Raw genomic sequence first — 13,844 nt, 5'->3', positions numbered from 1 at the left:
ATAATGCTACATATTAGCAGGAAAGCAAATTATGGAATTTACTTGGACCTATCAAGGCGATGAGCAACGTAAAGTGCGAACTTTCCTACAAGGACATGGTGTTTCTCATCGGATGTTTAGTCAGATGAAACATAATGGGGGCGCTATTTTAGCCAATGGGCAGCCGGTGTACACCGCTGACTATATTAAAAATGGCGACCAGGTTACGATTGTGATGCCAATTGAAGAAAGTAACGACTTAGTGGTGCCGGACTTTCACCCCCTTGATATTATTTTTGAAAATGAGCATTGGCTCGTTGTTGATAAGCCTTACGGGGTAACGACTGTACCGGGACATGCTGACCGCTTGCATACATTAGTTAATCAGGTTAAGGGTCATCTAATTGATGAAAAAGCCGAAGATCTGGTACCTCATGTGGTAACCAGACTTGATCGGGATACTTCTGGTCTAGTGCTACTGGCTAAACACCGTTTTGCTCATGCCGTTTTAGACCAGCAGTTACAAGATCATTCGGTTGAAAAGTTCTACATTGCCTACGTGCAGGGGATTTTGCCAGAAGATCACGGCCTGATTGATGAGCCGATTGGTCGGATGGACGGCGATTTTATTAAGCGTATCGTGCGTGAAGATGGGAAAGTCTCAAAAACTGAATACTGGGTTGAGCGGCGCTATCAAGATGACCCCGATCATCCCATGACGCGGGTGAAAGTCCAATTGCACACAGGCCGAACCCACCAAATTCGAGTTCATTTTGCTCATTTGGGTTATCCCTTAGTCGGGGATGATTTGTATGGTGGCCCTTTGTGGTTTGGACTTAAGCGCCAGGCTCTGCACGCCTATCAAATGAAGTTTTATGATCCTTTCATTGAAGAAAATCGTCAGCTATCAACTGATTTGCCAGCTGATCTACTAGCTTTAAAAAATCTTTAATTGCCAATATTTTTGGAGGAAAATTACCATGGAAATGGATAATGAACAACAATTAGACGAAACAGTCCATTCGCTGTCGGACTTGTTGGAATCTGGTCAAGATGAGGAATTCATCAACGCCTTTGATAACTTACATGATTTTGAAATGGGTAAAGTTTATGCTGCTTTACCAGCCCGAGTGCGTGAAGTGGCTTGGCGGACCATGGATGATGAGACCCTAGCTAGCATCTTTGATAACTTGGAAATTGAAGATAGCGATGTCGTTGATTTGTTGTCGGAATTACCACCTAAAAAGGGTGCTGACATTTTGGAACGGATGTATGCCGATAACGAGGCTGATTTGCTTCAGGCCATGCCGGCCCGAATGGTCGCAACTTATCTCCAGCTTTTACCTGCTGAAGATGCCCAAGAAATGCGCAAGTTAATCAAATACGATGATCAAACTGCTGGAGCTTTGATGGCGACCGAATATTTGGCTGTACAAAAGGGAATGCGAGTTGCTGAGGTCTTAGAAAAGGTCAAAGAACAGGCTTCTGAAGCCGAATCAATCATCTACATCTATGTTATTGATGCCGACCAACGTTTAATTGGAGTGGCCTCATTACGGGATTTACTAACCCATCCGGATGAAATGTTGATTGATGAAATCACCAACACCCGTGTCGTTTCAGTTGGAGCCGAAGATCCGCAGGGGGATGTGGCTCAAGTTGTGGCTGATTATAATTTCTTCTCGATTCCCGTTATTGATAAAGAACAACATTTATTGGGCATTATCACTGTCGATGATATTGTTGATGTGATTGATGAAGAAGCGGTAGGGGAGTATTCGGGTTTGGCAGCCGTTGATGTTAGCCAAACTGATGATACCCCTTGGCATTCAGCCATTAAAAGAATCCCATGGTTGTTGGTCTTGTTAGTCCTTGGTCTAACCACAACAGCTCTGGTTGGTAGTTTTGAAGGCAGTATTCGTCAAGCACCAGTTCTAGCAGCTTTTATTACCTTAATTACTGGAACCGCTGGAAATGCTGGTACCCAGAGTTTGGCCTTGTCAATTCGACGTTTGTCAGTTGGAAATGATAAAAGTATTGCTAAAAATTTCTTCAGCGAATTGTTATCAGCGGCTATTTTAGCCCTAGCAGCTGGAATTACCATCGGTTTGGTGGTCTTATTATGGCGTCAAAATAACGATTTGGCCGCAGCCATTGGTTTGTCCATGGCGGCCGCAATCTTTTTGGCCAGCCTCCTGAGTGCTATTATTCCAGTTATTATTGATAAGCTGGGCTATGATCCAGCCGTAGCTAATGGGCCCTTTATTACTACCTTGTGTGACTTAACTTCGGTAGGTATTTACTTTATTATTGCCCAACAATTTTTAACTTACTTTGTGGGTTCATAAATTCGTTAAACATGCCACAATTAAAGTCGTTCATGCCAGCTGGGCCGTTCAGTAAATTGTTTTTATATATCATATAGGAAAGTTTACGGAGGTCAGTTGAAGCGAATGGTTGAAGGACAAACATCTTTTACTAAATTATTATGCCAATTAATGGTTTGTGGGGTTCACTTTGATTTGCAGCGAGTATTATTTAACGCCAATCAATCAAGTTCTTCCTCATAGAGATAGATTAGAGAGGGAAGTATGAAAAAAATAATTTTAGGTATCGTAGCCGCAGTGGTGGTTGCAGTTGGTGGGGCTACCGGCTATACCTACATGCAAAGCAGCAGTAATCATGCTAGCCACACTACGACTAAGAGTAGTTCGAGCGCTAAAAGCAGCAGTCAGTCTAGTTCAACTTCTAGTAGCTCTGCTGCCCAAAGTAGTCAGCCAATGAGCAGTTCTACTAGCGTACCAGCTAGCAGCCAAAGCCAAAATGACGCTGCTGTTAATCCTCAAACTGGTGCTAATTATGATCCCAACAAAACTTTAAACGGGACTGAAGTAACCAGTACGATGATTCAAAGTGCCCAGCAACAACTTATTCAAGCCGGTTTGCCAGCGGATCAGTGGGCACCAAGTGATATCAAAAAAATTATTACTAATGCTTCGCAAGAAGGTGTGTCAATTGTCGACTATGCCCGCGCGAATTTTCATGCCTAATCTAGGAATATAAAGTTAAAAAATCGGTAAGAGTCGGACTCTTGTCGATTTTTTTATCGTGATTAAAAGGGTGAATTTGTCAAGATATGATAAAATAAATATGTATGTCATTGTGGGCTCATTAAATAGAAAGTACCGGTTTTAAGTTTTTATGACAAAAAGTGATCAAGATATTATGGTTCAGGCCGAGGCCATTACCAAAAATTTTCAACTTTATGCGAATCAAACTGAAAAATTAAAATCAACTTTTTTAGGTAACCAGTCAGAAACAAATTTCTGGGCCTTACGTGGTTTGAGTTTTGAAGTAAAGCGGGGTGAAGTGATTGGGATTGTCGGGACCAATGGTTCCGGAAAGTCAACTTTACTTAATATTTTAAGTGGTGTTATTCCGCAAACCTCTGGAAAGCTAAAGTTAAATGGCTCCATTGGGGTTGTAGCGATTAATGAGGGCCTGAATTGGGAACTAACGGGACGTGAAAATATCCGCATTAAGCAGCTGATGATGGGAAAAAGTAATAAAGAAATTACGAAAGTTATGCCCTCAATTATTGATTTTGCTGAATTAGGAGAATTTATTGACCAACCGGTTAAGGATTACTCCAACGGCATGCGGGCTAAGTTAGGCTTTTCAATTGTTACCCATAATAATCCTGATATTTTGATTATTGATGAAGCTCTTTCGGTTGGAGATAGTAATTTTTCTAAAAAGGCTTTGGGTAAAATTCGGGAGTTTATTGCCGAAAATAAAACTATTTTCTTTGTTTCCCATGATTTAGATCAGGTACGTGAATTTACCACTAAGGTGATGTGGGTTCAATATGGTGAGATGCGTGCTTTTGGTCCAACTCAGGTTGTGGCCGATGAATATCAAAAGTTTACGCAAGACTTAGATAAATTGGATGAAGCCAACCGAGACCAATACGTTGAAAAACAAAAACAGGGACAACAAATTTTTACCTTGGAGCAGTTACAAGATCGCTTGGTTCACCAGGGTAAAAATTTTGACCAAGCTCGTAATTTAACAGCAATCCGAAGTTTTGAAGGCTTTAGTGCTATATCCTTGTATAGTACTTTAATTATTATTTTTGGTTTGATGGCGATTGTGATCTATTTCTATCTAACAAAGGGGCAGCAACCATGATTACGATTGTAAAATCAATTGGACAATTGATTATTGAACAAATTACTCACTTAGGAATGGCCATTCGTTTGGCCATTTATGATACGCGAGCTAATAACGCGCATAAGTATCTGGGTAATTTGTGGGAAATCTTAGACCCCTTGTTTCAGGTGTTAACCTATGCTGTCATCTTTGGTGGCGGTTTCCGAGCCGCTGCGCCAGTAGAAAATATTCCCTATTTCGTTTGGATGTCGGTTGGATTTTCAGCTTGGTACCTTGTTAACCAAGGCTTTAGTGATACGATTCGTTCGATTCAAACCCAGATATTTATGGTTCGTAACGTCCGTTTCCCGGTGTCCATTTTACCGACGATTCGGGTCTTACAAGTATTTCCAGCGGTTCTATCGATTACAGTCGTAGCAGCGATTAGTATGATTTTGAAAAATCAATTTCATCCATCGCTCTATTGGCTACAAATTTTTTACTACTTACCAGCAGCCCTGGTAATGCTCTTTTTCTTAGGAATCTTTAGTGCCACCATTAACATTTTGATTCCCGATTATGATTTGGCGATTCGTCAAGTTCTGCGGTTACTATTCTTTGTTTCCGGTATCTTATTCCAACCAGAAAAGGGTAATGTATTTAATACCTTTATTTTCTATATTTCACGAATTAATCCCTTTTATTACATTGTTAACGGTTGGCGGGAGACTTTCTTAGTTAATAGTTGGTTTTGGGATTCGCCCTTACAGATGGCTATGTTTTGGCTAGAAATTGCCTTATTTGCTGTGATTGGTACCAATTTATATCTGAAATTTAAAGATCAATTAATTGATTACATCTAAACCTTAGGAGAGAAATTATGTCAAAAACGGTTAGTGCAGCCATTGTGACTTATAACCGATTAGAATTGTTAAAGGAGTCCTTGGCGGCCGTTTTAGCTCAAAGTGATTACCTTAGCCATGTGATTGTTGTCAACAATAAATCTACCGATGGTACGGCTGAGTACCTAGACCAACTCGATGATCCCCGTTTGGTAATTTATAACTCGCCGGATAATTTAGGGGGAGCTGGTGGCTTTAATCAAGCTGTTAAGCTATTTGCTAATGAGCTAGATGATGACTACATCTGGTTGATGGATGACGATACCGTTGTTGAACCAGATGCCCTAAAGTATTTAGTTGAATTTATGGAAGATCATCCGCAGACTAGTTTTGTTAATTCTCAAGTTCGTTGGGGAGCTTTGGATGGTAATCCATCATGGATGAATGTCACGGCGCCGCGTGGTTTTACTTGGGCCCTTAATTTGGATCGTAAAAATCCTGGTGTTGAAGTAGTGAATGCGACCTTTGTGTCAGTTATGTTCTCACGCGAAATGGTGGGGATGGTTGGTCTGCCGCAAAAAGAATACTTCATTTGGGGCGATGACATGGAATATACGAATCGCCTAGCCGACGTTTATCGTGGCTATACGGTTATTAATTCAATTGCCGTCCACAAATCAAAAGAAAATACTTTACCCGGTGATATTGTTCGTGAGCGTGATGCTAGTCGATTGTGGCGTTACCGTTATGAATATCGTAACCGGATTCTAACTGCACGTCGTATTTCTAAAAAAGATATGTTCAGAACATTTTTTGGTATTTATCGCCATGACCTTCCACGGGTTATGCTAAAGCGTCAGGTTGCCTTCCGGTTCCGTAAAATCGGGATGGTTTCTTGGGGTGGTATCCGCGGACTATTTTTTAATCCTGAGATTGAATATGCAGCCGATTTGCAGCGGATTAAGCCACGTTCAATTAATAAGTTAATGAAGAATCTGATCAAGGAACGTAAGGCGGCCAACATTAAGGACAATCTCCTCTTAGATGACGAAATTAACTTGATTGAGAAAGGCTAGATAGGCTGTTTGTGACAGTCTAAATTTTGAAGGTGGTTAACAGTGAAAGAAAAATTATTATACGCTGTTCCCAAACGCACCCTTGATATCTTGGTTTCTTTGACAGCCATGATTGTCTTGTCACCAGTGTTTTTAATAGTAGCTTTGCGAATTAAGTTTGATAAAAAGACAAGTCGAATTATCTATCAGCAAGAACGAGTCGGCCTGATGGGTCAACCATTTAAAATTTATAAGTTTCAAACCATGGTCGATAATGCTGAACAGATTTTAAAGAGTAATCCAACTCTTTATCAAAAATTTTTAGATAATGGTTATAAGTTACCAACCAAAGAAGATCCTCGAATTACTAGCTATGGTAAATTTCTACGCCGAACCTCATTGGATGAGTTACCTCAGTTTATGAATGTTTTACGAGGAGACATGACTATTATCGGTCCGCGCCCAATTGTGCGCGATGAGCTCAAAGAATATGGCAATCAGATCGATACTTTTTTGTCAGTTAAGCCGGGTGTTTTCGGTCTCTGGCAGGCAGAAGGCCGGAGCAATATTCACTATCCACAGCGGGCTGAGATTGAACTTGAATATGTTAAACGGGCCAGTTTGAGTTTTGATTTTTATGTATTGTTTAAAAACGTCATTATGGTTTTTAAACAGGATGGGGCATTCTAATGGCTAAAGCAAAAATATACGTCGCCAGCCATAAAGAATACGCTATGCCCCAAAATTCACTCTATCAACCAATTTTTGTTGGGAGTAGTCTGAAAGATGGGGTTCCAGCCGGTTATCAACCTGATAATACTGGCGATAATATTTCCGGAAAAAATCCAAACTACAACGAATTAACCGCCCTGTATTGGATTTGGAAAAATGATCAAAATTCCACCGTGATTGGTTTAAACCATTATCGGCGTTACCTGGGTGCTAAAGCTAGCCATCAGTTAGCCGATCGCTTGACGACAGAACAGATTGAAAACTTGCTTAACCAGGCTGATATCATCTTGCCCAAGGCGCGCAACTACTACATCGAAAATCAAGGAGATCATTATCTTCATGCTCATGCGCATGCGCCTTATGAGATAATGAAGAGGGTCTTGGCTGAAAAGTTTTCAGCGTATTATCCGGCTTTCCAGGCCTTGGAAAAATCGACTTCAGCCCATCTGTTTAACATGTTCATCATGCCTCGGGCTTATTTTGAAGAGTACGCTGCCTTTGTGTTTGCGGTCTTGGCTGAGGTTGAGCAGCAAGTTGATATTGATCAGTTAGAGGGGCAAGAAAAGCGGGTATTTGGTTTTCTGAGCGAATTACTGATGGATACCTGGGTTAATACCAAGGGCTTGAAAGTAGTTGAGTGTCCGGTGATTAACTTAGAAAAAACCAATTGGTTGGATAAGGGGTATCACTTCTTAAAGCGGAAGTTTTTACCCAATACAAAAAAGAAGGTACATTTTTAACATGACAAAGCAATTTAACACTAAAAATTACGATTATCTAGTTGTCGGCGCCGGTCCGTTTGGGATGACTTTTGCTTATGAGGCTGCAAAGCGGGGTAAGCGTTCCTTGGTCATTGAAAAGCGCGCCTTTGTGGGTGGCAATACCCATACCCATACTGAAGACGGGATTACAGTTCACGACTTTGGGGCTCACATTTTCCATACTGATAATAAAGAAGTTTGGGATTATGTTCGTCAATTTGCTGAATTTAACGGTTTCCAAAACCAGGTGATTGCCAATTATAAGGGTGATTTGTATAACTTGCCTTTTAACATGAATACTTTCTACCAAATGTGGGGAACCAAGACACCGGATGAAGCCAGGGCCAAGATTGAAGAGCAAAAAGCAGCGGCTTTGAGCGAACTAGGTGATCGGCAACCTCGTAATTTGGAAGAACAAGCAATTTCATTGATTGGGACTGACATTTACCAAAAGTTGATTAAGGGTTATACCGAAAAGCAGTGGGGTCGTAAGGCGACCGAATTACCAGCCTTTATCATCAAACGTCTACCAGTTCGTTTTATTTACGATAATAACTACTTTAATCACCGGTATCAGGGAATCCCAGTTGGTGGCTACACGCAAATCTTTGAAAAGATGATTGAGCGTTCAAACGGTCTGATTGATGTCATGACGGATACTGATTTCTTTGAGCATCGTGAAGTCTTCATGGATGAATTCCCTCGAATCTTGTATACCGGTATGATTGACCAATTCTTTGACTATAAGTTTGGTGAATTGGAATATCGTTCTTTGCGCTTTGAAAGTGAAACTAAAGATAGTGATAATTACCAAGGAAATGCGGTTATCAACTATACTGATGCCCAAACTCCTTATACGCGAGTAATGGAATGGCGTCATTTTGATGGCTTGGCCGATGAAGGTAAAACCATTATTACCAAGGAATACCCACAAGATTGGGATCGCAGCAAGGAAGCTTACTATCCGGTTAACAACGAGCGCAATACTGAGATTTACAAACAGTATGCTAAGGAAGCTCGCCAAAACCACCCCGAAGTCATCTTTGGTGGTCGTTTAGGTAAGTACCGTTACTTTGATATGGATCAGGTGTTTAACGACGCCTTTAACACTGTTCGGGATGAATTTAAGGTCGATGACCAGTTTAATTTTGCCCATGATGTAGTGAAATAAGTTAGAAAAATATCCTAGAGATTCTGAGTAGGAAGTTTAGATGGGCGAACTGTCATGTCAACCACAGACTAAAAAATTATTAACGATTGTAGTGCCACTTCATAACGAAGAGGGAACGATTGAAATTTTTTATCATACAATCCAAAAAATTTTGCCTAAGTTAAATGTTGAAATATCATTTTACTTTATAGATGATGGTTCTAGTGACCATACCTTAGTAATTTTAAAACAATTAGCTAAGTTGGATAGTCGTATACATTTTATTAGTTTTTCTCGACAGTTTGGTAAGGAAGCCGGTATTTATGCTGGTTTACAGCATGCCAAAGGTGATTATGTAGTCGTAATGGATGTGGATTTACAAGACCCACCGGAATTATTACCAAAGATGTTAGCTGATGTGCAGTCGGGAGATTATGATGCTGTAGCGACCCGACGGATTGATCGAATTGGGGAGAAGAAACTTCGGGCCTGGTTTGCTAAGCGATTTTATAATTGGATGAACCGCATTAGCCAGACAGAATTTATCGATGGTATGCGTGATTATCGGGTTATGACTCGACAAATGGTTGATGCTATTTTAGCTTTACCCGAAAATCAGCGTTTTTCAAAAGGAATTTTTACTTGGGTTGGTTTTCGTACCAAATATATACCGCTATCCAATCATCAAAGAATAGCTGGTCGAAGTTCTTGGTCATTTTGGGAATTATTTAAGTATGCAATTGAAGGAATTGTGGCCTTTTCTACCGTCCCATTGACAATTGTGACAGTTGTAGGTCTGCTGTCTTCTGGATTAGCTGTATTAAGTATGCTGTTTATTATTATCCGAGCACTGGTTAGTAACAGTAGCGTGGCTGGCTGGCCATCAATGGTAACTATCATACTTTTTATTGGTGGTATTCAGTTGTTGAGTTTGGGAATAATTGGCCGTTATGTTGCTGCTGACTATATGGAAGCAAAGCGTCGACCAATTTATATTGTGAAAGAAAAGTGTTAAAAGGGAGAAAACGAATGGATAAGTTAGCGATTTTAATACCGGCTTATAACGAAGCACAAACAATTGGGAAAGTTGTTAGTGATGTTAAAGCGGTTACTAATAATATTCCTGGGACATCAATTTATGTCTATGATAATAATTCTAGTGATGATACAACGGCTATAGCTCAAGAAGCCGGTGCAATTGTTCGGCATGAATATGCTCAGGGCAAAGGTGCGGTTATTCGACGTATGTTTAGGGAAATCGATGCTGAAGTATACATTATGATTGATGCGGATGATACTTATCCAGTTGAAGCTATTCCAGAAATGTATAGTCGTGTTGTTAATCGGGGTGTTGATATGGTTGTCGGGGATCGTTTGTCTTCAACATATTTTGAGGAAAATAAGCGGCCATTTCATAACGTTGGGAATAGTTTAGTTCGTTGGTTAATCAATTTCCTCTTTAAAACTGATATTCGTGATATTTTAACTGGTTATCGTGCCTTTAGTTTCCGATTTGTTAAAACTTTCCCAGTATTATCACGGGGATTTGAAATTGAAACTGAGATGTCAATTCATGCTACTGAAAAAAGAATGTTAGTTGAAAATCAGGTAGTTTCTTATCGAGATCGTCCTGAGGGATCAGAGTCTAAATTGGATACATATGGGGATGGTTTTAAAGTTCTAAAGACCGTTATTAATCTGTATCGTGGTTACCATCCTTTTGCTTTTTACTCTATCTTTTCATTGATTGCTTTAATAGTTGCTGTATTATTATTTGTTTGGCGGGTAGCTATTCCTTACTCTAATACGCAGATGGTCGCTAACTTACCAACATTGATTGTGTCAATGATTCTATTGGTTCTTTCGGTCATTGCTTTCTTTTCTGGTTCGATTCTTAATGCAATTCAAACTAATGATAAACGAAACTTTGAATTAGCGTTAATTCATACTGAGGATCGACTAAAGGACCTCAATCATGAGCAATAATTGGTTTCATAGACAATTAAAAATTTCTTGGATACAGTGGCTATTTATTTTTTTAATTTCCACTTTTTTGGGCTTTTTTAATATTTTTGGTCAACTATTTAATGGGCATGATGGGACCTTAGCCAATAGTTTTACTATTACTCGTATCTGTTATTGGATTTTATGTAGTTTTGTTTTTGCTATTACTATGCTTAGCTTGTTATGGTTTAACCAAAAACTTGCATTAAGTAAAGGGACGATTCAGTTGTCTGGAACGTTCAAAAATTGCACTAAGTTTTTCAATAATCCTTGGAAGATTGCAGCCTTTTTAACTATTGTATGGGGATTATTTTTATTGCCCTTTATTCCAGTAATTTCTGGATGGGATTTTGTAGCTCAAGTCCGCGAGATGACTACTTTACGTTCGGCTGATCCAGTAAACGATATTTATAATATTTATCCAATCGGCCATTATTTAACCAGTAAGACGAGTTCAATGTGGAGTAATCAACATGGTGCTATCCTGACTGCTTTTTATGGATTAAGCGCTAAATGGAGTTGGCAGTTAGCTCATAGTTTCTTACCGGCATATCTATTCTTGGGAATAACTCACTTTGGTTTTGCTATTGCCGCTTACTCTTATGCTTTAAGTACTTTTTTACGAAGAATAAGCAATGTTTACTGGAAATTATTTACTTTTGTTCTGATTGTTTTTAATCCGATTATATTTTTGAACACAATTTCTTTAAGTAAAAATCCGTTATTTGTATCATCCTTTGTGCTGTTTATGGCGTTAATGGTCAAATTGTTCGATCAAAATGGTAAAGTTAATCGAACATGGATTCTCTCAATGTTTTTAACTGTTTTAATTGGTATCATTGCCGTTAAATGGGCTGCACAAATGTATCTTGTTGTATTAATTGGTTATTTAATTGTTTACCGTAAGGTAGCATGGAAACAATTATTAATTGGTATAGCCTTTCCTTTAATACTAATGAAAATTATTGTATGGGGATTGATGACTACCGGAGTTGTTATTGCTGATGATCCAATTGAGGCAAAGGGGATTCAAATTCAGCAAGTAGCACGATACATGAAAGAATATCCACACGATATTACCGATCAACAACGATCCGAATTAAATGAAATTTTTGTTGTAGATAATTTAGGAAAAATATATAATCCCAACATTTCTGACCCAATTAAGTCATCTGGCTATGCTAAATTTAATGATAAATTTGCAATGGGATATCGCTATTGGACTGCTAAACCAAAAGATTGGGTTCATTTTCATAAGATTTGGTTGTCTTTATTCGCTAAACATCCAGTCGTCTTTTTAGATGCCTTTATGGCTAAAATGGCAGGGTATTTCAATATCCGTGATATTCCTTTTAATGATATTAGTACAACCATGTATGCTGATGTGGTTGGTAATGGATATGGGTCACTCCAAACGGGTGTCCATCGTCTATATAATAATCAGTTTAGGGAACATGCTAGTAATCTTTTTTATAAAACTTTCAATCAACGATGGAAAGGTTTATTGATGCATGGGAACTTTTGGATTGTTCTAGGTTTATTATTGCTTCCTATTTTCCTAACTAATTGGAAATCATTTTTAATTGAGTTGCCGATTCTATTGCAAACGGGTATCGTAATTTTATCACCAGTGGAAAATTCACAAAGATATGCATTGGGAATTATGGTTGGTGTAATTTTGTTAATGATGATGCTTGGTACAAAAAAGCAGAACTTTTTGCTTAAATAGTAGATGTTTTGCCATGTCAAATAATTACTGAGTAATCAGGATATTGAAGTTTAAATTTTAGAGAGAAAAAACATGCGGAATAGATTGTCGAAAAGCTTTTTTCCATTAATAATATTTTTCCTATTTTCCTTGTCACTAGGAAGTTTATATATTAAAAATATTGGCCCTAAGTCTGTAGGAGACTACGACATGCATTTTTATAATACTTATATTTTAGCGACAGGGCAATTTAACGATAATTTTAAATCTGACTTAGAAAATCATAATATGAAAAAAATGGTATTTGTCGGGCCAGAAAATTTTTTAAACTTAAATGGCGCTGATTATGGTTATGAAGGTAAAATTCTATCTCCATTGGAAAAGGACCCTAATTGGCAAGAACAGCTAGATTCTTATAATATATCAAATGGATCAACTCGTCATTTGGTACGGACTCAGTATCCACCGTTAAATTGGATTTTTCAGGCAATAGGATTAAAAATTGGTATGTTACTACATCAATCACCATTTCATGCCTGGCAAATGGCTCGTGTTGCTAATTTTTGTGGTTTTATAACCATTATGATATTAGCCATTGTTATTATTCCACGAGGGAAATGGGTATTGACAGCTGTTGGCATTTTTCCTATTTCTGTTTTTCTTGCTTCCTCAATGAGTGGAGATGCAATCAATATTTCTATTTCAGCCTTGTTGGTTGCCTATATAATGCACCTTCGTTTTTCGTCTCAACAATATCAAATTATTAAATTGAGTCAAATTATAAAATTGATGGGGCTAGTTTTGATTATTTTTAATTTAAAAGTAGCCTATGTACCTATGCTGGTGATTATCTTTTTGATTCCAAATAAATTTTATAGTTTAAAGAAAAAAATAATTTCTGTTGGAATTGCTAGCTTATTAGGACTTTTGATGTATTGGTTATGGTCTTCTAAATTTGGGACTGTTTTATTAGGTTTCGCAGATTTACCTCAAAATATACTTTTTGTAAAAGAACATTTGATAACAGCACTATTCTCGGTAATTATATTTACGTTAAACATACCATTCTATTTTATAGCTGGATTGAGTACTGGTGGAGCTGTAGGTGTTTTAGGATTTATCACAATTATATTTGCTATTCTATTAATTATTCAAACAATTAGCGTTAATTATCAGAGTATTAATATTAATGTTTCAAAGCTATCCGAACGTATTATGTTGTATCTTCCTATTATGCTAGGATTGTTGGCGTTTCTAGGAGTTATGATGTTAACTAGTTTTGCACTTTTAACGACCTGGACCAAAGTTTATCCAGGTGGTGTGGGAAAGACATTTGGAATGACCGATATACAAGGTTTACAGGCAAGATATTTAGTTCCTTTAATGCCCTTAATTGCATTGATATATGGTGTTTCAAAAGATTTTATAGTTACAGCTAAAAATAGTATTTCAGAAAATTAA

General features: G+C 38.2%; 13 protein-coding genes. All 13 read left to right on the top strand.

Features of this window, described 5'->3' with window-relative positions; all coding sequences use genetic code 11:
* Nucleotides 1–31 precede the first annotated feature (31 nt).
* The 13 genes from C7384_RS02735 to C7384_RS02675 all read left to right on the top strand — a co-directional run bounded on the left by C7384_RS02735 (nucleotide 32) and on the right by C7384_RS02675 (nucleotide 13,844).
* Nucleotides 32–931 (top strand): RluA family pseudouridine synthase, encoded by a 900-nt coding sequence (locus tag C7384_RS02735; protein WP_089938211.1) that lies wholly within the window; start codon nucleotides 32–34, stop codon nucleotides 929–931.
* Between the two features lie 28 nt (nucleotides 932–959).
* Nucleotides 960–2,327 (top strand): magnesium transporter, encoded by a 1,368-nt coding sequence (gene mgtE, locus C7384_RS02730; protein WP_089938213.1) that lies wholly within the window; start codon nucleotides 960–962, stop codon nucleotides 2,325–2,327.
* A 243-nt stretch (nucleotides 2,328–2,570) separates the two neighbouring features.
* Nucleotides 2,571–3,029 (top strand): hypothetical protein, encoded by a 459-nt coding sequence (locus C7384_RS02725; protein WP_089938215.1) that lies wholly within the window; start codon nucleotides 2,571–2,573, stop codon nucleotides 3,027–3,029.
* Between the two features lie 151 nt (nucleotides 3,030–3,180).
* The gene (locus C7384_RS02720) at nucleotides 3,181–4,170 is read left to right on the top strand and encodes an ABC transporter ATP-binding protein (protein WP_243400699.1); all 990 of its coding nucleotides are present in this window, start codon (nucleotides 3,181–3,183) and stop codon (nucleotides 4,168–4,170) included.
* Nucleotides 4,167–4,994, top strand: a complete 828-nt coding sequence (locus C7384_RS02715; RefSeq protein WP_089938217.1) for an ABC transporter permease — start codon at nucleotides 4,167–4,169, stop codon at nucleotides 4,992–4,994. Before C7384_RS02720 ends, C7384_RS02715 begins: the two co-directional genes overlap by 4 nt.
* A 17-nt stretch (nucleotides 4,995–5,011) precedes the next feature.
* Complete coding sequence (locus C7384_RS02710; RefSeq protein WP_420838705.1) at nucleotides 5,012–6,049, top strand: glycosyltransferase family 2 protein; 1,038 nt, start codon at nucleotides 5,012–5,014, stop codon at nucleotides 6,047–6,049.
* 42 nt (nucleotides 6,050–6,091) lie between these two features.
* A complete protein-coding gene (locus tag C7384_RS02705; RefSeq protein ID WP_089938221.1) occupies nucleotides 6,092–6,718 on the top strand; it encodes a sugar transferase in 627 nt (208 codons plus the stop codon).
* Nucleotides 6,718–7,500: a DUF4422 domain-containing protein gene (locus C7384_RS02700; RefSeq protein WP_089938223.1), complete on the top strand. Its 783-nt coding sequence runs from the start codon at nucleotides 6,718–6,720 to the stop codon at nucleotides 7,498–7,500. The genes C7384_RS02705 and C7384_RS02700 overlap by 1 nt, the downstream gene beginning before the upstream one ends.
* Nucleotide 7,501: 1 nt before the next feature.
* Complete coding sequence (glf, locus tag C7384_RS02695; RefSeq protein ID WP_089938225.1) at nucleotides 7,502–8,692, top strand: UDP-galactopyranose mutase; 1,191 nt, start codon at nucleotides 7,502–7,504, stop codon at nucleotides 8,690–8,692.
* Nucleotides 8,693–8,732: 40 nt separating this feature from the next.
* Nucleotides 8,733–9,686, top strand: a complete 954-nt coding sequence (locus tag C7384_RS02690) for a glycosyltransferase family 2 protein (RefSeq protein WP_089938227.1) — start codon at nucleotides 8,733–8,735, stop codon at nucleotides 9,684–9,686.
* A 14-nt stretch (nucleotides 9,687–9,700) separates the two neighbouring features.
* On the top strand, nucleotides 9,701–10,657 hold the full coding sequence (locus tag C7384_RS02685) for a glycosyltransferase family 2 protein (RefSeq protein WP_089938229.1): 957 nt from the start codon (nucleotides 9,701–9,703) through the stop codon (nucleotides 10,655–10,657).
* Nucleotides 10,647–12,404: a DUF6020 family protein gene (locus C7384_RS02680; protein WP_089938231.1), complete on the top strand. Its 1,758-nt coding sequence runs from the start codon at nucleotides 10,647–10,649 to the stop codon at nucleotides 12,402–12,404. The genes C7384_RS02685 and C7384_RS02680 overlap by 11 nt, the downstream gene beginning before the upstream one ends.
* A 72-nt stretch (nucleotides 12,405–12,476) precedes the next feature.
* Nucleotides 12,477–13,844: a DUF2142 domain-containing protein gene (locus tag C7384_RS02675; RefSeq protein ID WP_089938233.1), complete on the top strand. Its 1,368-nt coding sequence runs from the start codon at nucleotides 12,477–12,479 to the stop codon at nucleotides 13,842–13,844.

The organism is Convivina intestini (assembly GCF_003096575.1).
GTDB classification, from domain to species: Bacteria; Bacillota; Bacilli; order Lactobacillales; family Lactobacillaceae; genus Convivina; species Convivina intestini.
The sequence above is the reverse complement of the archived record's forward strand: the minus strand, read 5'-3'. Positions and strand labels throughout refer to the sequence as shown.